General features: G+C 45.3%; 24 protein-coding genes. 12 read left to right on the top strand and 12 right to left on the bottom strand.

Annotated elements, in window-relative coordinates; all coding sequences use genetic code 11:
- Positions 1 to 707 precede the first annotated feature (707 nt).
- Positions 708 to 2030, bottom strand: a complete 1323-nt coding sequence (locus RID53_RS20260; protein ID WP_446389805.1) for a peptidoglycan-binding protein — start codon at positions 2028 to 2030, stop codon at positions 708 to 710.
- 169 nt (positions 2031 to 2199) lie between these two features.
- Positions 2200 to 3300 (bottom strand): DMT family transporter, encoded by a 1101-nt coding sequence (locus tag RID53_RS20255; protein WP_446389804.1) that lies wholly within the window; start codon positions 3298 to 3300, stop codon positions 2200 to 2202.
- Positions 3301 to 3568: 268 nt separating this feature from the next.
- Here RID53_RS20255 and sppA point away from each other — a divergent pair, with 268 nt between their 5' ends.
- Together sppA and aroH are read left to right on the top strand one after the other, a co-directional pair.
- Entirely contained in the window at positions 3569 to 4393 is an 825-nt protein-coding gene (gene sppA / locus RID53_RS20250) for a signal peptide peptidase SppA (RefSeq protein WP_446370336.1), read from the top strand.
- A gap of 181 nt (positions 4394 to 4574) precedes the next feature.
- A complete protein-coding gene (gene aroH, locus RID53_RS20245) occupies positions 4575 to 4970 on the top strand; it encodes a chorismate mutase (RefSeq protein WP_446389803.1) in 396 nt (131 codons plus the stop codon).
- Between the two features lie 128 nt (positions 4971 to 5098).
- Here aroH and RID53_RS20240 read toward each other — a convergent pair whose 3' ends face one another.
- Positions 5099 to 5806: a hypothetical protein gene (locus RID53_RS20240; protein ID WP_446389802.1), complete on the bottom strand. Its 708-nt coding sequence runs from the start codon at positions 5804 to 5806 to the stop codon at positions 5099 to 5101.
- A 191-nt stretch (positions 5807 to 5997) separates the two neighbouring features.
- Between RID53_RS20240 and speA the strand changes: the two genes are divergently transcribed.
- Positions 5998 to 8097, top strand: coding sequence for a biosynthetic arginine decarboxylase (gene speA / locus RID53_RS20235; protein WP_446389801.1), 2100 nt, complete (start codon positions 5998 to 6000; stop codon positions 8095 to 8097).
- A 175-nt stretch (positions 8098 to 8272) separates the two neighbouring features.
- Here the strand turns inward: speA and RID53_RS20230 are convergent, their stop codons facing one another.
- From RID53_RS20230 to RID53_RS20220, 3 genes are all read right to left on the bottom strand, one after another.
- Positions 8273 to 9439 (bottom strand): sugar phosphate nucleotidyltransferase, encoded by a 1167-nt coding sequence (locus tag RID53_RS20230; protein WP_446389800.1) that lies wholly within the window; start codon positions 9437 to 9439, stop codon positions 8273 to 8275.
- Between the two features lie 383 nt (positions 9440 to 9822).
- Positions 9823 to 10623, bottom strand: coding sequence for a segregation/condensation protein A (locus RID53_RS20225; protein ID WP_446389799.1), 801 nt, complete (start codon positions 10621 to 10623; stop codon positions 9823 to 9825).
- A gap of 144 nt (positions 10624 to 10767) precedes the next feature.
- Complete coding sequence (locus RID53_RS20220; protein WP_446389798.1) at positions 10768 to 11130, bottom strand: lipopolysaccharide assembly protein LapA domain-containing protein; 363 nt, start codon at positions 11128 to 11130, stop codon at positions 10768 to 10770.
- Between the two features lie 83 nt (positions 11131 to 11213).
- Here RID53_RS20220 and pdxH point away from each other — a divergent pair, with 83 nt between their 5' ends.
- Both pdxH and RID53_RS20210 read left to right on the top strand, forming a co-directional pair.
- Positions 11214 to 11858 (top strand): pyridoxamine 5'-phosphate oxidase, encoded by a 645-nt coding sequence (gene pdxH / locus RID53_RS20215; protein ID WP_446389797.1) that lies wholly within the window; start codon positions 11214 to 11216, stop codon positions 11856 to 11858.
- Between the two features lie 229 nt (positions 11859 to 12087).
- Complete coding sequence (locus tag RID53_RS20210) at positions 12088 to 13368, top strand: ABC transporter substrate-binding protein (RefSeq protein WP_446389796.1); 1281 nt, start codon at positions 12088 to 12090, stop codon at positions 13366 to 13368.
- Between the two features lie 19 nt (positions 13369 to 13387).
- Here the strand turns inward: RID53_RS20210 and RID53_RS20205 are convergent, their stop codons facing one another.
- From RID53_RS20205 to RID53_RS20185, 5 genes are all read right to left on the bottom strand, one after another.
- Positions 13388 to 14032: a Uma2 family endonuclease gene (locus tag RID53_RS20205; RefSeq protein ID WP_446389795.1), complete on the bottom strand. Its 645-nt coding sequence runs from the start codon at positions 14030 to 14032 to the stop codon at positions 13388 to 13390.
- Positions 14033 to 14131: 99 nt separating this feature from the next.
- Entirely contained in the window at positions 14132 to 14755 is a 624-nt protein-coding gene (gene hpsU / locus RID53_RS20200) for a hormogonium polysaccharide biosynthesis acetyltransferase HpsU (RefSeq protein WP_446389794.1), read from the bottom strand.
- Between the two features lie 99 nt (positions 14756 to 14854).
- A complete protein-coding gene (locus tag RID53_RS20195; RefSeq protein ID WP_446389793.1) occupies positions 14855 to 15811 on the bottom strand; it encodes a glycosyltransferase family 2 protein in 957 nt (318 codons plus the stop codon).
- 185 nt (positions 15812 to 15996) lie between these two features.
- On the bottom strand, positions 15997 to 16155 hold the full coding sequence (locus RID53_RS20190; RefSeq protein ID WP_446389792.1) for a hypothetical protein: 159 nt from the start codon (positions 16153 to 16155) through the stop codon (positions 15997 to 15999).
- 50 nt (positions 16156 to 16205) lie between these two features.
- A complete protein-coding gene (locus RID53_RS20185; RefSeq protein ID WP_446389791.1) occupies positions 16206 to 16925 on the bottom strand; it encodes a hypothetical protein in 720 nt (239 codons plus the stop codon).
- 196 nt (positions 16926 to 17121) lie between these two features.
- Here RID53_RS20185 and cobU point away from each other — a divergent pair, with 196 nt between their 5' ends.
- Positions 17122 to 17676, top strand: coding sequence for a bifunctional adenosylcobinamide kinase/adenosylcobinamide-phosphate guanylyltransferase (gene cobU, locus RID53_RS20180; protein WP_446389790.1), 555 nt, complete (start codon positions 17122 to 17124; stop codon positions 17674 to 17676).
- A 54-nt stretch (positions 17677 to 17730) separates the two neighbouring features.
- Positions 17731 to 18342 (top strand): hypothetical protein, encoded by a 612-nt coding sequence (locus RID53_RS20175; RefSeq protein WP_446389789.1) that lies wholly within the window; start codon positions 17731 to 17733, stop codon positions 18340 to 18342.
- A gap of 186 nt (positions 18343 to 18528) precedes the next feature.
- On the opposite strand, the gene RID53_RS20170 is transcribed toward RID53_RS20175, so the two are convergent.
- A complete protein-coding gene (locus RID53_RS20170) occupies positions 18529 to 18789 on the bottom strand; it encodes a hypothetical protein (RefSeq protein WP_446389788.1) in 261 nt (86 codons plus the stop codon).
- Positions 18790 to 18893: 104 nt separating this feature from the next.
- On the opposite strand from RID53_RS20170, the gene RID53_RS20165 reads away from it, so the two are divergent.
- From RID53_RS20165 to RID53_RS20145, 5 genes are all read left to right on the top strand, one after another.
- On the top strand, positions 18894 to 20768 hold the full coding sequence (locus RID53_RS20165; RefSeq protein ID WP_446389787.1) for an adenylate/guanylate cyclase domain-containing protein: 1875 nt from the start codon (positions 18894 to 18896) through the stop codon (positions 20766 to 20768).
- Between the two features lie 254 nt (positions 20769 to 21022).
- Positions 21023 to 21205 carry a hypothetical protein gene (locus RID53_RS20160; protein ID WP_446389786.1) on the top strand — a complete coding sequence of 61 codons (183 nt, stop codon included), beginning with the start codon at positions 21023 to 21025 and terminating at the stop codon, positions 21203 to 21205.
- A 133-nt stretch (positions 21206 to 21338) separates the two neighbouring features.
- The gene (locus tag RID53_RS20155) at positions 21339 to 21989 is read left to right on the top strand and encodes an nSTAND3 domain-containing NTPase (protein WP_446389785.1); all 651 of its coding nucleotides are present in this window, start codon (positions 21339 to 21341) and stop codon (positions 21987 to 21989) included.
- Positions 21990 to 22000: 11 nt separating this feature from the next.
- The gene (locus tag RID53_RS20150) at positions 22001 to 22129 is read left to right on the top strand and encodes a TPR end-of-group domain-containing protein (RefSeq protein WP_446389784.1); all 129 of its coding nucleotides are present in this window, start codon (positions 22001 to 22003) and stop codon (positions 22127 to 22129) included.
- 194 nt (positions 22130 to 22323) lie between these two features.
- Positions 22324 to 22542: a hypothetical protein gene (locus RID53_RS20145; RefSeq protein ID WP_446389783.1), complete on the top strand. Its 219-nt coding sequence runs from the start codon at positions 22324 to 22326 to the stop codon at positions 22540 to 22542.
- Positions 22543 to 22643: the final 101 nt, after the last annotated feature.

Raw genomic sequence — 22643 nt, 5'->3', positions numbered from 1 at the left:
TTTATAATCCGGTTTCCCTCAGCAGTAAGCGTACTATTGATTCTGACAAAACGATCAAGCCAAGAAATGTCTTCATGAAAACTTTAAAAAGTTAACTTTGTAAATACTTATAGTTGTAAATATTTATTACAATGTAAATTAACTTAATAAATGCGCTAAAGCTTTGATAGAAGGAAAACGAGTTAAATAACACTTAATCTAAAAATAGCTTGATTGTGATTAAGTAATTATTGTCAAAATCTTATCGCCTGAAAACACCATAAATACGTTTTAACTATCAAAAAAACTTATCAAAGAGTTCCGCGTCAGGTGAGGACGTTACTTCACATAAGCTTCATACAGCGCTTTTGGTAATAAGTGAGGTACACAGACAGATCCCCGACTTCGTAGGAGTTGTCGGGGATCTTGCTTATAAATTTTGGTCGAGAGACGAACCCCAATAAAAATCTGTTGGGTTTCACTCCGTTCAACCCAACCCACTGGCGTGGCACAGCTAAAATTGTGGAGTAAATTTTACCATTGAATCGGGCGCACACCATGCGCCCCTACAGTTTCTTTTCCGTAATTCTAATTCATCTTGCTTATACTAAATTCGGGTTAACTCCCCCCGTTATCACCCAGTCCGCGCCGGCGGACTTTGTTTGTGTAGCAGCGATTTCAATCGCCTCCTCTTGCTCTAATACCAACGCGATCGCTCCTCGAAAATCCTATTCAAACATGGGCGGTTCTTGTAGCTGATTTTCCGAAAAACTGAGAGGACTATGGGAAGGGGGTAAACTATTCACTGTGGCAGGTGTGCGGATTCGTTCGAGCTGACTCAATGCCCAACGCGCTGTTTCCTGAACATCAGCCTCCGGATCATCTAAGGCATAGGATAATAACTGACTAATTTGTGCCACTAATTCATACATCAACGTCACATCCCGGATCGCGTTTTTACGTACCTGGGGATTATCATCCTGTAGGGAAAGCGCTAACGCCCGATTCATCGGTTTGAGTGTCTTCATGCCAATTTGGGATAGCGCTTCTACAATTAAACTGCGCTGCTGGGAATCAGACTCTAGCATCAGATTGACTAAAGGTTGTACCGCCCTAGAATCTCCCCGTTGTGCCAGTTCCCAAATCGCTTTGCGTCGTTTGGCTGGATCAGAGTCTTGTAAGTCTTTAATTAACTGATTGACCCCATTTTTTTTCGCTAGCCGATTTTTTGGTTTAGTCAGTGAGGTTTTAGGTGAGGATTCAACAGGGGGTGGCGATTCAGTCAGGTGGGAGTTAGTTACGCTTAATCCTGAAGGATTGTATCCATTTTTATCGGCTTCAGAAGCAGGAGATGGAGTATCAACCGATGCGACGGATGATGATTCTAGCCCATTGCTACTCGACATTACCATGGGTGTTTCCGGTTCCTCTGAAGGGGAAGAGGGCGGAGACTCCTCAGCTTCGGCAGAGGCTTGTCTTTTTTTCGGATTGTCTATTACTTTGAGTAAGAAGAATACAAATGCACCAAATATGATTATGGTTCCAGACAAACCAGCGAGTATCCACAAGAGTTTTTTGCGCTGGTTGTTGGATTGAGCTTCTTGTTCCGCGTTTTTGTTGTCCTCCTCAGCGTTTTCTACTTCCGCCGGAGAATTATCTGGTTCAGGAACTTCCGCCGCTGCTGATTGCAGCTTCGTCCATGTGGTTAAACCTACAACACCATCAGCATCAAGATCAATTGATTCCTGAAATTCCCTAACGGCAAGCCTGGTAGTGTCTCCATAGGCACCATCAGGTTCACCTTCGTAATAGCCTAGCTTTTTCAGCCGAGTCTGTAAGGCTTGCACTGTTTCGCCTCGACTCCCCACTTGCAGGGGTAATTCTTCAATCCCTGTGGGACTAGGGGATTGGGCGAGGAGTAGGGGTGGGGATAGGTTAACCGAAGAATGGGCGATCGCAGGATTTAATCCCACAAAAGAACCAATGCCCATAAACCCGCCCAGGCAGGTCATGTAGGCAGCTAGAAGTACGGGGGAGCGATGGCAAGTCATAGGGAAATTAGGAACTTGAAGGGTTTGCCATGATAGTTTGCCTATTTTAGTCTCACTCCAAGATAGCTCAAATCCTTACTCGTGACGTACTCCCATATTAAATGCCATTCCTCTCATGTCAAATCGAAGATTTTGATGGGAGAGGAATGGCTATTTAAGCTGAAATAGGTTAGCGGGGTAATCCTTCTACTTCAGAATCCTGGAGTTTGATCGGTAAAGCAATTAACCCCATCGCCTTCAAGCTGCGGATAATGCGATCGCTCGTCGTTAAGGGTTCGGCGGTAACGGTTTGATTGACACTCGTCCAGGCTTGGCGGAATGATGTTAATCCCTGAGCAATTTCCTGACGCTGATTAATCAAATAGATACTCACTAACGTCAAACTGACGCCTACCCATTGCAAGGAACTCAAGACTTCCCCTAAAAACAGATTGCCAAATAGCAGAGCAAACACAGGAGTCAGAAACGTCAATGCACTGAGACTGGTGAGATTCCCCTTAGAGGCAAAGTAGAAGAATAACCCATAGGCGATCGCACTACCAAATATTGTTGAGTAAGCCAGTGCCATCCAACCACTTAAGTCAATGTTCACCCACTGTTGAGATTCCCATATACCCGACAGCGCAAACAAGGGTAATCCGCCTAAAATCAGATGCCAACCTGTCGCCACAACCGGATCGGCATATCGACAGATAAAGCCAATCAGTACCGTTCCCACAGCCATCGACAGAGACGCCAGTAACATCAGCCATTCCCCATTTTGAAACAGATGCTGCCAACTCAATTCCACAGTTGTCACATTGCCATGGAGCAGGCTCACAATCCAGGCATCGGGCAACCCAATCAAACTAATGCCCACAATACCGATTGCCAGTCCTATGCCACCCCACAGACCAATAATTTCACCAAAAAGCCAACCTGACAGTAAGGCGACAGCTAAAGGCTGAGAATCAATCATCACCGAACCCAAGCCAGCCCCGGTTCGCACTAAGCCCTCGGCTAGAAATCCTTGAAATAAAGCACCGTCTATTAGCGCAAACAGGCTAATCCATAACCAAGCTACCCACCCTTTAGGCTGAGGACGCCCCATCATCGACGCTGCAATTAGAATAAGCACTCCCGCAGGAACTAAGCGCACTCCCGCCATAAATAGAGGAGTTGTATGAGGAATAACGCCTTTCATCGCGACCATCGCCGTCCCCCACAGGAAAAACGGTGCAATCAAGAGTAAGGGGGCAAAAGGGGATTGGTTGGTTAGTTTGAGCTGCATGAGATCGTGTTTATTATCAACGCTGGGGATCAACCCTATCTATTTTTTTACGATTCTTTACATAGATTGTACTAAATTTTTACTTTATGTTAAGCATACGATCCAAAAAGTTCTGTTGGATAGGAAGCCTCTCGTCAAATCTTCGATTTGATGTAAGTAGCTCACATAGTGCAAACTGGTAAAGTAATATAGCGGTTCTCACGCTGGCTAACGTATTTAACGTGGCGGGACACCGCTTCGTGTCTACATCCCTCATTTTTGAAACGATATGCCCTGGCCCTTTAAGCCTAAATCGCGTAAACAAATTGCTCGCATCGAAATCACGGGTTTGATTGCTGGTAATACTCGCCAACGGGTACTAGACGCGCTCAAAACCGTGGAAGAAAAGAAATTTCCTGCCTTACTGTTGCGAATTGACAGTCCTGGCGGCACCGTTGGTGACTCTCAGGAAATCTACAGCGCCTTGATGCGCCTGCGGGAGAAGGTAAAAATTATTGCCAGTTTTGGGAATATCTCCGCCTCTGGGGGAGTTTACGTGGGTATGGGAGCTGAACATATTGTGACCAACCCCGGTACGATTACAGGAAGCATTGGCGTTATCCTGCGCGGTAATAATCTAGAACGCCTCTTGGATAAGGTTGGAGTGTCCTTCAAAGTTGTTAAATCGGGTCCCTACAAAGATATTCTGGGGTTTGACCGCGAACTCACTGAGCCGGAAAAGACGATTCTGCAAGAGATGATTGATACGAGTTATCAGCAGTTCGTGCAAACCGTTGCTGAAGCACGAAACCTGGCGGTGGAAACGGTGAGAAGCTTTGCTGATGGTCGAATTTTTACGGGTCAGCAAGCCTTGGATTTAGGGGTGGTTGATCGCCTGGGAACGGAGGAAGATGCCCGTCGCTGGGCAGCCGAACTGGTGGGTCTTGACCCAGAGAAAACAAAATGTGAGACGATTGAGGAACCTAAGCGTCTCTTGAGTCGTTTGATTCCTGGCAATACGGGTCGAATGAACTCGGGGTTATCGGCAGGGATAAATTGGTTAGAATTTGAACTATCGACCAGTGGTCAACCGCTTTGGCTCTATCGACCTTAGGGGTTTGCTCCAGGAACAGGGGAACAGGAGAGTCAAAGCTCAAAACTTAGTCAGGGCGGGTTTTGAACAAAGGTTACCATCAATAGCTGGCGCGAAAATCCCTAAACCCGCCCCTACAAGCCAGATTCCCTTGAGCGAAGCGAAGGGTCAAAACTCAAAACTTTTTAGGAGGATATCAACAGTGGAGTGGCGTGTTCGAGCGATTCGTGGGGCAACAACGGTGTCAGAAAATACGGTTGCAGCAATTCGAGAGGCTGTAACAGAACTTTTAGATGAGATAGAAACCCATAATCAGATCGACCACGAGGAAATGATCAGTGTAATCTTTACAACGACACGGGATTTGGATACGATTTTTCCTGCCGCGATCGCTCGCGAACGTCCTCATTGGGAAAATGTAGCATTACTCGATCTCCAGCAAATGCATGTCGAAGGAAGCCTGGAACGCTGCATCCGATGCCTCATCCACATTAATACCCCAGTGAGCCAAACCGAGATTTATCACCCTTATCTGCGCCAAGCCAAAAACTTACGACCCGATTGGAGTTTAGCGCAGTTAAGCTCATCGCCCGTATAAGGGGTGTCATTTGTCATTTATTATTCGTCCTTTGTCGTACTCACGCTTCGGGAAGCACGTCCTTTCAGGGAACAGGGAACAGGGAACAGGGAACAGGGAACAGAAAATTCTAATGGATAATCCAGAATTTATTTGTTATTTAAATAACTTGATGTTCGACTCAGAGAAATGTCTCGCCCTGTAGACAAACTTCTCTGCATAATCGACGCCAGAGACTCGCGTTTGCGTAAGTCCAGCATTTCGGCAAGACTCTGCTCATTCTTATCCAATGGATTTTTTTCTTGATCAGGTACGACGGTTACTTCAGCTTCCGGATCATAGGCAACTGTCTGGGAAGAGTCCAGCGTCTGGATGGCTTGTGTCTTAGCCAGCGATTGCGGGGGTTGGGAAACTTGACGGTGATTTACGGAGCGTCGCCGTTTTTTACGCCGACTTGGTTTAGACGGTTTGATAACTTGACGACGTTGAGTAGATTGCCTAAACGCCTGCGTGACTAACCAAGAACCGGCAGCACAACCAAAGGCTAGACCCAAAAATAAAGTAAGGGGTAAACCTTCTTTTGGTGAAGCGTTTTCTGGCGAGGAAGTTATCGGAGAGTTCGATAAGGGTGTCTGTCTTGCGGTTGATTCCAAAATCGTTGAGACCAAAGGTTTCGGCTCAGATTTATCTGACTCAATCCGCCCAGGATTGAGTAAACCAACTGCTGCCACAGTGCCAATCAAGACGAGAAAGCCCCAGATTGTTCCCCAAAAGACAAAGGGATACCTGTTAACGAGCTGCTGTAATACCTGTGGGTAATTGTGCTGTTCGGAAGAATGGTCAGATGAATTGAGCATTGACGCCCTTTACAGTCAGGATCAACTTGAAAACGCGACGCTTTGCGCCTTGAGAGTAGAGAAACCACTATTGCTGAAGGAATTTTAACATGGTTTCTTGGATAACATGACAAAAATCCTCTCAATGCCATTACCGAGATGCGCTAGCATTAACAATCGCAAGGCATAGTTTTAAGGGTGATCGAACAGATATGACAGGAGAGCTAACATCTACAATTAGCATTCGCGAGCAAAAGCAGCAACCGCATCACCCGGATATTCCAGCTCACACTCGCCTACCTCAGGGCAGATCATCACGCCCCACTTGGACGATTGAGGAGAGTGAGAAACTTTATCGAATTCAGGGATGGGGAGAACCCTACTTTTCGATTAACGCCGTCGGTCATGTAACGGTTTCCCCCAAAGGCGATCGCGGCGGTTCCCTGGATTTGTTTGAATTAGTCGAAGCGCTCAAAGGACGTAATCTGGAACTCCCGTTATTAATTCGCTTTTCCGATATCCTTGCCGATCGCATTGAGCGCTTAAATGCCTGTTTTGCCAAGGCGATCGCTCGTTATAATTACCCCGGTCGTTACCAGGGGGTGTATCCGGTCAAGTGCAATCAGCACCGACATCTGGTCGAAGAGTTGGTACAGGTTGGACACCCCTATCAGTTTGGCTTGGAAGCGGGTTCTAAACCGGAACTGATGATTGCACTAGCCACCTTGAAAACGGATGGCGCTCTCCTTATCTGCAATGGTCACAAAGACCGAGAATATATCGAAACGGCACTGCTATCGATGCGGTTAGGACAAAAACCGATTATTGTGATTGAGCAACTCGAAGAAGTCCAGCTTATTATTGACATTTCGGCAAAACTAGGCATTGAGCCGATAGTCGGTGTACGAGCCAAACTGAGTACAAAAGGGATTGGGCGTTGGGGAGAATCCACAGGCGATCGCGCTAAGTTTGGTCTGACGCTTCCGGAGATCCTTTCGGGTGTCAACCAACTCCGGGATGCTGGATTGCTCAACGCCTTGCAGTTATTGCACTTTCACATTGGCTCTCAAACCTCTGCGATTAGCGTGATTAAAGATGCGATTCGAGAAGCCAGTCAAATCTATGTCGAGTTGCGTGCCTTGGGCGCTAATATGAACTATCTGGATGTGGGAGGTGGCTTAGCCATTGACTACGATGGCTCCAAAACCAACTTCCACGCCTCGAAAAACTACAACATGCAGAATTATGCCAACGATATCGTTGCCGAGGTGAAGGAAGCCTGTGAAGCCCGCCAGATTCCCGCCCCGGTGTTAATTAGTGAAAGTGGTCGTGCGATCGCCTCTCATCAATCCGTACTCATCTTTGATGTCCTCAATACCAGCGATGTTCTCTCCAAAGAACCTGCACCTGCTCACCAGAACGAACATCTGATTATCCGTAACCTTTGGGAAACTTACGGAAATATCGCTATCGAAAACTACCAAGAAGCTTACCACGATGCTATTCAATTTAATGAAGAAGCCAAAAGCCTCTTCAATCTCGGTTATCTCAGCCTGACTCAACGGGCTAGAGCCGAACAATTGTACTGGGCGTGCTGTGAGAAAATTCTCAATATTGTTAGAACTCAGGACTATGTACCTAGTGATCTCGAAGACTTAGAAAAAACAATGGCGTCGATTTATTACGCCAACCTATCGGTCTTTCAATCCGTTCCTGATTCCTGGGCGATGAACCAACTCTTTCCAATTATGCCTATCCATCGGCTGAATGAGGAACCCACCCGTCGGGGTATCTTAGCCGATTTGACCTGTGACAGTGACGGCAAAATTAACCAGTTTATCGATCTGCGGGATGTTAAATCTGTGCTGGAACTGCATCCGTTAAGGAAAGCGAGAGTACAGGAAAACCAGGGTAGCGGCGGGGAGTTTACAGATAAAGTAACTCAACCGACTGTTCTAGAGGAATCGGGGAAAACCTCTCATCCTCAAACCAGAGAACCCTATTACCTCGGCTTATTTTTAGTCGGAGCTTACCAAGAAATTATGGGCAATTTACACAACCTGTTTGGCAACACCAATACTGTCCATATTCGACTCGCACCCAGAGGCTATGAAATTGAGCATCTGGTTAAGGGAGATACCATAACCGAAGTATTGAGTTATGTTCAGTACGACGCTGAGGACTTAGTTGAAAGCATTCGTCGTCGTACCGAACAAGCTCTACGAGACAATAGCATTACCTTGGCAGAATCCCAACGGTTGCTGCAAAACTACCAGAAGAGTCTAAGTAGTTATACTTATCTGTCTTCTTAGCGAGAAGTTGCCCCCAGCTCCCCCAGCTCCCCCAGCTTCCCCAGCTCCCCCAGCTTCCCCAGCTTCCCCAGCTCCCTTACCCCACCACAATACTTATTCAGCCGACTAAATACGGTGGAATTGCCCACCCAACCAGCAACAGGGATGGTTGGGTGAGCAACTCAGAGGTTATGGACTAACCATTTTGACCCAGAAGAATTTCGTCAATCGCTTGCTTTTCTTCGGGATCTTGGGATGGAGGTGTCTGGCGGGTATCCGTAATCAGCCAATCGAGGGCAGCCGCTTGCACGTCAATTGTTGCACCCGTCTTATCAACGCAGTAACGTCCAAAAACCAGCTTATCGACTAAGCGAACGCCTGCACCCAAGCGGGAATATTCAAAAATAACGCTGTTATCAACCGTTGCGCCTTTACAGATCCAGCAATTCGGACCAATCATCGATGGACCAATAATTTTCGCACCATCTTCAATATGGGTCATGCCACCAATGTAAACCGGTCCTTTGATATCCACTTTGTCCCAATTGACCGCCACATTTAATCCAGTGTAAACACCGGGAGCAACTTGTTTACCGGGAATCGAGACATTTTTGATGTCTCCCGTCAAAACACCCCGAACTGCATGCCAATAGTCGGGCACTTTGCCAATGTCAACCCACTGGAAATCCATCGATACGGCATAAAAGGGCGCATCCATTTCCACTAATTTGGGAAATAAATCGCCACCGATGTCATATTCCTGACCAGATGGAATATAATCTAAGACTTCGGGTTCAAAAATATAAATGCCCGTATTGATATTGGTGCTGAGAGCTTCTTCTACCGAGGGTTTTTCCTGGAACGTTTTAATCCGACCGCTTTCGTCAGTCACCACCACACCATAGCTAGAGACTCGCTCTCGCGGCACGGGTTTAGTCACAATCGTAGCTACAGAGCCTTTTTCTTTATGCCACTTGACAGCAGCAGACAGATCCAGATCAATCAGAGCATCCCCGCAAAGGACAACAAAGGTGTCGTCAAAAAAGGGATAAAAGTCTTGGATCTTACGCATGCCACCTGCAGAACCCAGGGCTTCTCCCACCAGTTGACCATCGATAATTCGACCTTCAAATGAATAGGTAATTTCGACACCAAATCGTTGACCATCCCGGAAGTAGCCTTCAATTTCATGAGCTAAGTGAGAGACGTTAACCACAACTTGCTCAAAACCATGCTGCCTTAGAAGTTCTAATAAAAACTCCATTACAGGTTTTTGCAGGATGGGAATCAATGGTTTGGGAATGGTGTAGGTAATGGGGCGAACCCGAGTCCCCTTACCGGCTGCCAGAATCATGGCTTTCATAAATTTATCTTCCTCAAGCTATGCCACAAATGTTCAAGTTGGTCAATTGAGTCTGATGCTCAGTGGTTGCCCTTAAGGACGTCGAACCGTTGTCAAGACTCATCCTATATACCGGGAAAAATGACAGAGATCAGGTGACAAAGGGGTAGATTCACAAAAGTTTGAGTGACTACCGATACCTAATCAATCAATACACACCACTGACCTAGGTAAGTATGTAGGAGGCTACATACCGTATACATAAGTATCTGAATGCTCTTGCCTGAAGCCAGGAAGCAAAACGGCAAGATGCGGTTCGTTCGACTGGTATTGGTGCATTCTGTCACGTATTGAACAGCCGATTAAGCTGCCAATCGGAATCCCAGATAACACCCCTGATTGATTTACCCCAGCGTCCGGATTTTTAAGTCTTGGTAGAATTCCTCTTGGGATAATTCCACCTTAGACTGAGCCGATAACAGGAGCAGCGCCCAAAACACACCGACTCGATCGCTGACTAGGGGTTTAGTGGTATCAACAGCCCTTGGGCGATTGTCATTCGTCGATACTGTTGGTGATACCGTCCACCACTCTAGCAATTGCTCTAGATTCAGCCAATCTTTTCCGGCAGCTATTTCATGCCAATGACCGGAAATAAACTGTTCTAAGCGTTTAGCAATGTCGGTGAGATTTTCATCGTGAGCTAGCTGGGTGATAGCTTGTGCTGCTTGTCCTCGTGATAGAGATTGTCGGCGGGTGGAACGAATGGGTGTGGGGGTGGCTTCGAGTTGATCTGCCATTTGCTGCAATTGCTCGATCAACTCGTTTAGGGTAACGGGGCGTTTTTTTGGAGGGGGTGCAGCCGTGCGACGACGGATATGGCGTTCCAAATATAAGGGTAAGCGCGGTTCATTCGTGGGTTCGATGTCCGCTTCGATGTCGCTGAATTCGGGTTCTTCGGGTTCCTCTAAACGTTGTAGCGTTTCTGCTTTGAGTAAGACAAGCATTGACGCCCATAAAAAAGCTTGTCCGGATTGGGACAAATCGGTGTCACGGGGATTGAGTTGAGCATCATTCCCCCAAGGGAGGCTACTGAGATAGCGATCAATCACTTCAATCACCTGAACATCCCAGGGATTGATTTCTCCCCGTTGGGCTAGGTCAATTAATAGCGCGATCGCTTCGGTAGCAGGTGTTTGTCTCATCAGAGATAGGGGAAGCAGAGGAAGCAGGGGAAGCAGGGGGAGCAGGGGAAGCAGGGGGAGCAGGGGGAGCAGGGGAAGCAGGGGGAGCAGGGGGAGTTGACTAAACATTCAACACTCTCACATTTCCCCAAAATCTATTCACCTTTACTCAACGATGGTACCTTCTGTTACCGTTTCAGATGCCGATAGTGCGGGTAATTGGTGTTCTTCAACTTCTGCCTTGTAGCGTTCCATGTCTTGTTCTAATTCTTCAATGCGTTCCTCTTTCGCTCGGATCTGACGAGCGGCTTTCCAGGACTCTAGCTGTCGCTGTAGCTGCGCCCAAACACTAAAAAGCCATGCCAATACAGAACCAAGTCCCATGGCGATAATCAGCTCTAGCGCTAGAGGAGCCTCAACATCAACACCTTCAATGATTTGAATCGACGCGGGTTGAGTGTTTTGCAAGCTAAATAGAACCAACGCTAAACATACAGCAAAGATGAGCAGAAAATTTAGTTGTCGCATTCGGCTAGCCTTTGAGTCTACAGTGTCTTGATAATTTTAGCAATAGATGCTAAAACCTTTTGTCTGGAGCAAAAATTGAAAAAATGAGTAAAAGCATCGCCGATTTGCGGCAAGAGTATAGCCTACAGCAGTTAAATAAAAAAGATGCTCATCCGAATCCATTCGAGCAATTTACCTTATGGTTTGACCAAGCGATCGCGGCAAAATTACCAGAACCGAATGCGATGACTCTGGCAACAGCAACACCCGATGGAAAACCGTCAGCACGGATGGTACTGCTGAAAGGATACGATGAGCGGGGGTTTGTCTTCTATACCAACTACAAAAGTCGCAAGGGACAACAGTTACTCGCAAATCCTTGGGGTGCGATCGCCTTTTGGTGGACTCAGCTAGAACGACAAGTGCGGATTGAGGGACAGATTGAACAGGTGTCGGCTGAGGAGTCAGATGCTTATTTTCATAGCCGTCCCCAAGACTCTCAACTGGGGGCTTGGGCATCTGAGCAAAGTCAGGTGATTGACAGCCGCGAGGTACTGGAGCAACGATTACAACAGCTTAAAAAAGAGTATGAGACTAAAACCATACCCCGTCCACCTTACTGGGGAGGATTTCGGTTAATTCCTGTCGCCATGGAGTTTTGGCAGGGGCGTCCAAGTCGGTTACATGATCGATTGCTCTATCAACGCACAGAAGAGGGTAGCTGGATGATACAACGTTTATCTCCGTAGCAGGGAACAGAGAACCAAGAACAGAGAAAAGGAAATTCATAATTCATTATTTAAAATTTATCAGTCATCAGCTATTGCCGATCGCCAAAATCAAGGTTATCTTGGAAAAGCTATGATACCAGATATTGATGTTGATTTTTTCAGCATCGATACGAATACTAATTGTTAAAAGTAAACCAGTGGGGTGCATCATTAGATTCAGTTTATTCCCCTTTGGTAGAAAATAGAAATGTTGAGAGCAAAAGTTGGTCAAACACTGACTTTACTATTGAGCTTACCAATACTTTTAGCCGCTTGTAGTCCGGCTCAAAATGAGTCTGCTCAAAGCAATACCGTGACCATTATGGGAGTCGTTACAGGCAAGGGTGAGGAGGAACTTAAAAAAGCTCTAGCACCATTTACTGAAGAAACAGGAATTAAGGTAGTTTACGAAGGCACAAGTGAGTTTGCTACTCTATTACCCGTGCGGGTTGATTCAGGTAATGCGCCGGATATTGCCATGTTTCCCCAACCGGGTTTGATGGCTGACTTTGCCCGCGAAGGAAAGCTGGTGGCGATTGATTCCTTTATGGATATGACGCAGCTATCTGATGCTTATGCTCAGGATTGGTTGAATCTAGCTAGCGTTGATGACCAAATCTATGGTATCTGGTATCGGGCATTTGTCAAAAGCTTAGTTTGGTATAACCCAACCGCCTTTACAGCCAAGGGCTATGAAGTTCCGACAACATGGGATGAAATGATCGCATTATCAGACAAAATTGTAGCCGATGGCGGTGTTCCTTGGTGTATCGGTATGGAAAATGGTAGTGCTACAGGTTGGGTGGGGACAGATTGGGTAGAAGATATCATGCTGCATCAGGCTGGGGCAGAGGTTTATGATCAATGGATTACTCATGAAATCCCCTTCAATCATCCCACTGTTGAGGCAGCTTTTGAAAAATTTGGCACAATTGCCCTTAACCCTAAATATGTCCTTGGGGGTACAACGGGTGTACTGAGTACCCCATTTGGAGACTCACCGAAGGGTCTTTTTGAACAATCACCCAGTTGCTATATGCATCATCAGGGCAGCTTTATTACATCGTTTTTCCCCGATAATGTGGTGATGGGTAAAGATGTTGATGTTTTTCCATTCCCTACGATTAATCAAGATATTGATACCCCTGTGTTAGTCTCAGGAGAAATCGTTGCCATGTTTAACGATACTCCAGAGGCGCAAAAGTTAATGGAATATTTAGCAACATCAAAGCCTCATGAAATCTTGGCAGGTATTGGTGGTTATCTCTCTCCGCATCAACAGGTGAGTTTAGATGCGTATCCAGATGAGGTGACAAAACGACAAGTTGAGATTTTATCTAATGCAAAAGTTGTGCGTTTTGATGGTTCAGATATGATGCCAGGAGCCGTGGGAACAGGTACATTTTGGACAGGTATTGTAGATTATGTGGGTGGAGAAGATGTGGATAGTGTTTTGAATAAGATTGAGGAAAGTTGGTCGGATAGATAATCTAATTTTTCGGTCTAATTTAGTTTTCTTTTCGCTGTCTCACCCAAGCCCGAAAAAGTTTCATCGTTTGATTTCGCCCCTCAATTTTACTCCGTTCTAAATAGTCAGGGAGTGCTTCACCCAAATAAAATCCGGGAAAATGAGGACTTTCGCTGACCTGGATGTATTCACCGTCTTGCAGCATGTTGATTTCTAATTTCGTCCCGTTAAACCGCCACAGTTCCCCTACTCCTAATGCTTCGTAGTTATTAAATCGAGTGCGGGAGGTCAGATCAATTTCCAGGGCTAAATCGGGCGGCGGATCTACGCTTAAATCGATGCGTTTTTTTCCACGAACGGCTGCTTCATTTTCAATATAGAAGCAATCATCCGCTTCTATCCCTTGTTGCATGGTTTCACTTTTAAATGTTGTTGAACCCAAGCTTCTAAACTCTATGTCTAGTTCTTCCAGAAGTACCTTTACAAAGTCGGCAATCATTACTTTATCATCTTCATGTTCGGGTAAAGGTACCATAATTTCCAAGAGTCCTTGACTGTAATTAATCCGTGAACCCCTTTGTTCACCGAACTCCTCTAGCAGTTGTTCATACATTTGCCAACTGACATCGGTCATTAGCAGTTGTTGACCGGGGGGAAGAATTATTTGCCTGAGTTGCACTTGCATGGTTTCCTCCAACTAAGTAGGTGGGGAGCGTAATTTGTCATTTGTCATTTGTTGATTATTCATCGTTCCGCCGAGCTATACCATTAACTTTTGTTGTGCCTATTGATTTAATTCCCGAATTTGCCGTAGATAATGGGGGCGGGCGGGTGTCCCCCAACACACCTGTTGAGCTGGAATATTACTAAAAACACTACTGCGGGTGCCAATAACGGCATTCGCTCCAATTTGCACACCGGGAGCAATAAAGCAATCGGTAGCAATCCAAACTCCGTTACCAACGCTAATTTCCGCCGTTTTCAGGCTAAAAGCCGCATCTTGGATATCATGACTTCCGGTGCAAAGATAGCTTTTTTGAGAAATTACACAATGGCATCCGATGTGAATCTGCTCTAAGCTGTACAAAACCACATCATCCCCAATCCAACTATAGTCCCCAATTTCTACCTTCCAAGGATAGGTAAAGCGAGCAGTTGGGCGGATGAGTACCCCTTGACCAATTTTGGCACCAAATAGCCGCAGGATAAAGCGGCGAAAGCCATTAAAATTATGTGGACTTATCGGAAAAGCAATAGCTTGCACCAACCACCAGAGTAAAATGAACCAGCTTGGACGCCCCCGGTCAAAATTGGACTGGTCATAATTTCGCAAATCAACTAACGGGGTATCATCTAAAACAGGAGGTTCGGTGAAATCTGGAACGTTGGTGTTTAAGTCTCGGCTCATAGATAAGCTGTTCGGCATTTAAACCTTAATATCAATAATGGCGAAATCATTGTATATAGTACGAATATTAATCAGTAATTTAAACAATGTAACAGCCGATTAGGAATTGGGAGAAACCGCAGAAGTAGCCGGAGATTTCGCAGATGATACAGTTGATGTTTCCACCTCTGGATTGAGATGACCGCCAAATTTACGTAATTCGTAGAGTTTGACACCAATTTGATATTCGTATTGACTCAACAAGCGTCCGTAAATATAACCTGCTTTACCATCCAGAAAACCGAATTGGATAAAGTAAAAGATAATGAACCGCAAGGTGGGTTTAAATGGCAGCCACACCCAAACCTTTCTCAAAAAACGCTTACGCTGTACCGCATCCCCAAATAAATTAGCACCAATCGTACCTGATTCATCATGACCCGTGAGCATATTAAGGTAGACCCGGGCTTCCCAGTTAGAATAGCGATTGTGTCGTTCCAGCCAATGGTAGATATCCCGAAAGTCGATATGATCCATATCTGCTTTGAGATAACCAACTAACCCTTGCAGGATAACGTGTTCGTGAACTTCATTATCTCCTGTATTGGGAATTCCTTCAGTTCCCAGATTTTCATAGCGACCTTTTTGATGTTTAAACAAGCGCAGATTCCAGTCTGGATATTTTCCCCCGTGGCGAATCCACTTGCCTAAGAAATAAACCCGGCGATTGATATAGTACCCTTCATAGTTGGGATTTTTAATCGCCGTAGCAATTTCATCCCAAAGCGCTGGGGGAATGCGTTCATCGCAATCCACAATCAGCACCCATTCATTACGAAAGGGCAGATTTTCCAAACTCCAGTTTTTCTTTTTGGGCCAATGCCCATTGAAATAAAATTGCACGACTTTCGCACCCGTTTTTTCGGCAATTTCGATAGAGTGATCGCTACTTTGGGAATCCACTACAAATACTTCATCGGCTCTAGCCACACTAGCCAGACAAGCCGGAAGATTAGCTTCTTCGTTTTTTGCCGGAATTAGAACCGAAACGGGAACTTTAGAATCAAGACTAGTCATACTTTAAAAAGATTGAATCGGTGAGAACGGGAACGGTTTACTTGTAGTTTGAACGCTGATAATGAAGACGATTTAAAACGTGTTCGAGTTGGGGCAGGCGGAACTGTGATCAATAGCGCCAATCGTAGCATTCCCTCGATTCCTGGAGAGGGTTATGAAATTTTGTCACTTTGACCATACCATTTCTACTGGTTAAACAAACGTTTGGCTAGATGCTCCAATTCATAGTTTAGCGTTTTGATCGTTTCTCTTCTGGTGGGATAGGCTACAGTACCATTCTCAATTAAAGAATTTGCACGGGATAAGGGATGGGAAACAGACACATAAGTGCGATTACGTTCCATCAATGTTATAACTTCCTAACTCACTAACCTGCCAACTTTCAGTTAAAGGTTCAGTCGTTACCCAGATGAGCGTGCAATACCGCTAGGGTTTCTGCAAGCTGGCTGAGGCGCGTTTCCAGATCATTTTTGCGACTCAGTAGTTGTCGTAGCTTCTGATAACGTGCGATCGCTAAACTGACACTAGGCACTTGATCCGCCGGACAGATACGCACCCAAAACTGACCATCTGCATCTAATCCACAAAGGCGATACCCTGCACGGGGGGATTCACAGGTGACATTCGCATCGCCCTGGGATTGATGCCACGGTTGGGTTACATAGTCCATGAGTCGATCCACTTCAGCACGGCGTACTCCTGGGTGATCCGCTTCCGGTTGACGGGCATGAGATTCTAACCACCCCTCAACGATTGGTCCATCCATATAAATATCTTGAATTTGCCGGACTATGGTATGCAGTTGCTTCTGCCAACCCGAGACAATCTCTTCAATTTCTTTGAGCAGATTCATTGCCAAGGCGGGATTGGCGCTATGGCGATGTTCACTGAAGCTAGCGGATTTGAGTTTCGGCAGTGTTGGGGTTTTACTTTGCTGCTTTTGAGCCGGAAATGGCGTCACACTAATCGAAAATGAAGGCTCTTTCCCTTTGACGGAGTCGCTAGACTGATCCCCAGTGGAGTCCATTGGCGACGCCATCGCCGTGGATGGGGTTTGGTCATCCTGGGCTAACTGAGATAGAGTGCTTTCGATCCGTTGCAGTTCTGGTTTCATGTTTTTGATGCCACTGGGCAAAAATCACGCTGATTGCAGCAGATGCCGTCCCTAGGGTTGGGTTTGGGGACATTGCCACCTACCTATTCAATTTTTACCCAATCTGGGAAGAGATTCGGCAAATCGCTAATTTTTGCCCAACGTCGATTAAACTTGATCACGGCATATAAAAGCGATCGCGGGAACCACACTATCGATGGGTCAGCTTATCCTGGTCACGGGTCCAGCCCGTTCTGGAAAAAGTGAATGGGCAGAACAATTAGCCGATAAGACGGATAAGCAGGTTGTTTATGTGGCAACGGCACAGGTTGATCCCAACGATTTGGAGTGGGTTGCCCGGATTGAGAAGCACCAACAGAGACGCCCCGCTGAGTGGACTTTGGTGTGGACGCCGATAGATTTAGTCGAGACGATTCTGGAGTGGGATCAACCGGATTACTGTCTGTTAATTGACTCCTTGGGAACCTGGGTGGCAAATTGCCTGGATCAAGAGGATGGGATTTGGCAGGATATCACAGATACCCTCTTGCGGACTGCCAACCAAACCTCAGCCACCATCATTCTGGTTGCTGAAGAAACGGGTTGGGGTGTAGTTCCGGCTTATCCTCTAGGCAGAACCTTTCGCGATCGCCTCGGTCAAGTCGTGCGTCAGTTCGGTATGATTGCCAATCCCGTGTATTTGGTTACGGGTGGTCATGTGCTTAATCTCAGCACCCTGGGATCACCGCTATCGCGGGAATCGCTACCATAGAAATACAGACGGTAACAATAAAGCAGCTTTTGCTGCTGAGGTCTTATATATTCTATGGCATCTGAACAACAAGTCAAACGCTACCTAGCCTATTGGTTTCAGGTTGGCAAAACAATTGTCGTCCACAATGGTGAAAAGGTGCTGCAACCACAGCGAATCATTGCTGGCGATCGCTACAGTCAAGAGTTTGAGGAACTCTGGCAATATCTGCTTTCCCCCGAAAGCGGAGATTGTTATCTCACCGGAACTAGCCAGACGATTTCTGAGTTGTTGACATCCAAGTGGGATCTTGAACCCTGTTCCCGCTGTGATATGCCTGTTCCTATGTTTAACGTGGGATCACCGCCAGAGTCCTGTACCTGTAGTGATTTATCCAATTGGCCCAATACAGATTTACCCAAACCGCGAGAACCGATCAATACTCAGAATCGCTTGAGGGCGATTCACCACCGCCTTCGTAACGCGGAGAATCGAGGCGGTGGCGATCGAGAGGCGTCGGGTGATCCCAAAAATCAGACAAGAGAATCTCCTCATCCCCCAGAATCGTTCAATCAGAAAGAGTATCTGCGGTTGGTGCGCGATCGCTCCGCTTGTCCCCCAGAACCTTGGTCAGCATCACCTGATAATTCCTTGGCATCTGGTAACCAGAAATCCGCGACCGATTAATAATTTCTCAATAAAACTTAACACTGTTGTATGGGGTAACTCTTCCGGACTGGATTGGAACCGGAAGTTATTTTAAGTAGAACTTACACCCCAGTGCAGCGTGTTTCTATATTATCTGGCTGAGAGTAAAACGTCTTCACCCAAAGGTGACGGAGAAGTCCATTCTGGTCTGTCATGTTTTTTTTGCTACTCCGTCGCTGTCAGTATAGACGGGCGATCGGCTTTGAGCAGAATCAGGCAGACGCTTGTATGTCCCACCTGGAGAACAGAGCGAGACATCAACCCAGGTGGGGTGATGAATTTAAACTGTTTTGCCGATTCTAGGTTGAAGGTATCTAACAAGACATAACCTAAACCGAGCCAACACCCTAGCTGGAGAAGTTTTCCGGCTGATGGATCATCATGTTCGCAAAGTTTTGCAAACGATGTCTTTGTTAGCCCTTTCACGCCCTGAAAAGAGTGGATAGGATATCTATCCTGATCGAGTTGCCTGTTTAGGTGTAAGGTCTGTTAAATCGATTGAACCTGAGCTGATTATGAAGTTCTCCGCTATGCGAAATATAGGAATTGCTGCAGGCGGAACTTTTTTATGGGTTATATTATTCATTAAAGCTCAGACTATTAATTTTAGTCAACATCATCAGTATCTGTCAAACTTACACCAGCTCCAGGAAACTGACGCAACTTTAAATACAGATATATTGCAGGCTCAACAGGATTCGTTCAAGAATCATGAAACTATTCTTAATGATTTAAGTCAGATTGGTGACTTACACCATAACTTAGAAGATATACCTGATTTTGTTAATAGAGAGTATTATCCAGAAATCAAGTTAGCCTTACAACAGAATCGCTCCCTCTTTCAAAACAAGCAGGATTTAATCGCAGAAGTAATTGAACAAGAAACGATTCTAAATCAATCTTTAAAATCCCTGCCAAATACAATTCAAAAATTATCGAGTCAAGCCGCAACGGAACCAAGCGCTGATGCGTTAATCAATCAATTGAATACTCTGTTGAACGATGTTTTAATTTATACCCTATCTCCCAGTGATGAATTAATTCTCAAAATCCAGAGACAAATGGCAGCAATTCGGCAACGTGCCGATGTATTGACAGCATCCTCTGCCCTGAGTCTTTCTGAACTCGATGCCGCCCTAATCTATGCCGAAATTATTGTGACCCATGAATCTCAGGTGGATAGTCTGGTGCTGCAAATTCTGGAATTGCCCACGGAGCAAAAAAGTGAACAGCTCCTAGACATTTATCAGCATTCTTATCAAGTGTTTTTAAGGAAAACTCAAATTTATCGAATTTTATTTTATGCCGTTTCTGGTTTGATAGCGGCAACCTTATTCATTGTGCTTATCGTCAAAACTAAACAGTTAACCAAAAATCTGCAAAACTGCGAAGAAAAATATCGGAGTAGTTTTGACAATTCAGTTGAAGGAATTTTTAAGATTACTCCGAGTGGGCGTTTTTTAATGGCAAATACCACGTTAGCGACTCTTTATGGTTATGCTTCAGCAGAGGAACTTTGTGAAAGATTAGTTAATCTTAATCGTCAGCTTTATGTTCAGCCAAACCGTCATGATGAATTAGTCCGCATCTTAGAAAAATATGGATCAGTTTCAGATTTTGAATCACAAGTGTACCGAAAAGATGGCACTAAGATTTGGATTGAAGAGAAGGCACGAGCCTTTCGCGATAACCACGGTAATTTTATTTATTACGAAGGAACAGTAGAAGATATTACGGTGCGGAAAGCATGGCAAGAAGCCCTGCACTATGAGCAAGAACAAGCGGAACGCCTGCTACTCAATATCTTACCCAAACTCATTGCTCAACGGTTGAAACAACTCGAAAGTACAATTGCTGATAACTTTGAAGAAGTCACGGTTCTGTTTGCCGACATTGTCGGCTTCACCGAATTATCGGCTCGCTTTCCACCCGCCCAAGTTGTTGAATTACTCAACCGGATTTTTTCTGCTTTTGATGAATTGAGTGATTACTACGGGTTAGAGAAAATTAAAACAATTGGTGATGCGTATATGGTGGTGGGAGGACTACCCACTCCTCGCCCCGATCATGCCGAAGCGATTGCGAATATGGCACTGGATATGCAACGGGTGATTACCAAATTTAATGATCAGAATAATCAAACCTTAAGTATTCGGATTGGCATCAACACAGGACCCGTTGTTGCTGGAGTCATTGGTATTAAAAAGTTTAGTTATGATCTGTGGGGAGATACAGTCAATATTGCCTCACGCATGGAATCCCAAGGGCTTCCTGATAAAATTCAGGTTACTGAGTTTACGTATAAAAAGTTGCAGGATAACTATCTGTTTGAGGAACGAGGTACTATTCAGGTTAAAGGCAAAGGGAAGATGACGACTTATTTTCTTAGGGGGAAGATTAAATAGGGCTTGCTGAATAAGTGTTGTGGTAAAGAGGAGCGGGGGAAGCTGGGGAAGCAATGTAGAGACGTGCCATGGCACGTCTGGAAGCTGGGGGAGCAAGGTGATGCCATTTGCCGATCAGAGCTAGAGATGGCAATAGGACTTATAAGAGATATCTATAGAAAAAACGGAACACTATTGCATTTTGTTAATAAACTATAAAGATAGATTGAAAATACAGGGTAATCAACATGCTAAGGGATCGGGGAAATTCAAAAATGCCATTGAATCACAAAGACACAGCAGCGCTAGATAAAATATTTTCAGGATTAGATGGTGAGTTCGTTAATCAAATAGAAACGATTAGTTCTTACTATGCTGTAGCACCCTTAGATCGTTGGGAAGAGAAAGGATGGGTGCGCGGTGGCTGCTTATCGGGTTGTAATAACTCTACCGTTTAAAGACCATTGAGGTAGAGTGTAGTTTATCGAGCTAAACTCAGCAACAGTACGCCTGCCAACTTAAAGTTCCTCGGATAAAATGTGGGAAAGAGTGCGATGCTCAGGAGCGGTTCTTAATTATTTGACTCCTCCCATGATTAACCAGGTTCTCTACGTTTGGCTACAACAGGTGCAAGGCTTGCTGGAAACCAGTCTGACATTAATCAGTGAAAACAAGGATAGTTTCATCGTCATCCTTGGCGTTGGAATTGTACCTCTAACTGTGCGTTTATTCTGGTGGATGCTCCAGCAACGTCGCCAGCGGCAAATTCTTCCTGACACTTTTCCTTTTGATGTCATAAAACCACAAAGTAAGGTATTGCCAGCTATTCTTGGTGGTGATACGAATGATCCGCTAGCTGATTACAATATCCCATATCAGGAGCGAATTTCTGGGCGTAGCATTCACGACGAATTGAAACAAAAGCTGGACGAATCGCGCTGGGTTTTGATTCTCGCACCGACAGGAATCGGTAAGACGCGGGAAGCAGCAAATTTAGCACAGAGACTGAATACTGAAGGCTGGACAATTCTTCACCTGAAGCGTGGTGAGTGGCTGGATGCACTCCCTAGATTTCCAGAGGATAAGATTGGTACGGATAAAAAATTGCTGTTTTTCATTGACGACTTAAACAGCAAAATGTACGGTGGGCGCATTGAGCAATCCCCAAAAGCTGATGAGCTATTCCAACGGTTAAATGTGCCACTACAAGAACGATTAGTTCGAGCAATCGAATTTGCCTAGCCGTTGAAAGCTTGAAACAAGCCATTAAGTTTAATCCTGAAGAGTATCGAGAGATGGCAAAAACTGATTCATCTTTTGATAATTTTCGAGGAGATAATCGGTTTCAGGCTTTGATTCAAGGTGACAAACCCGAAAAATAAATCTTCAAACAGCCTTTTAGTTAAATTTTATACAGTTTATAAAAATATTGACAAAAGACACAACGTATGGAATGCCTCTCTAGTCAGAATCCCGGAGCAGACAATCTCCGTAAAATGGCGGATGTATTTATGTAAAGCTTCTGTAATATTTGTTAATAAGCATCCCCATGCAGAAATTGATTCAGGATTAAACTATGGCAAAACAGACACAAACTCGTATATACCCCAGAGTTCCGCTAACCTCAGTTGATCGCGACGCCTTAGACAAACTCTTTCAGGGCGTACAGGTTGAGGATTTGCGTCAGCTTGAGCAAATGACATCCTACTATTCCATCACTCCGCTTGAACCCTGGGAAGAACAAGGCTGGGTGATTAATAGCTCCCTATCTATCCCCAGGAAAGCGACGGCATAGTTAACGGGTAGACTGGGTGTATATAAATTACTTCTCCTTTTGGTAGAACTGATCGACTATTTCCTTCCACCAGAGAACAACTCCACAGGATTTCTCCGATA

The sequence above is a fragment of the Coleofasciculus sp. B1-GNL1-01 genome (assembly GCF_040220235.1).
Classification (GTDB): domain Bacteria; phylum Cyanobacteriota; class Cyanobacteriia; order Cyanobacteriales; family Coleofasciculaceae; genus Coleofasciculus.
Note: the sequence above shows the minus strand (reverse complement) of the source record. Positions and strands in the feature narration are given on the sequence as shown.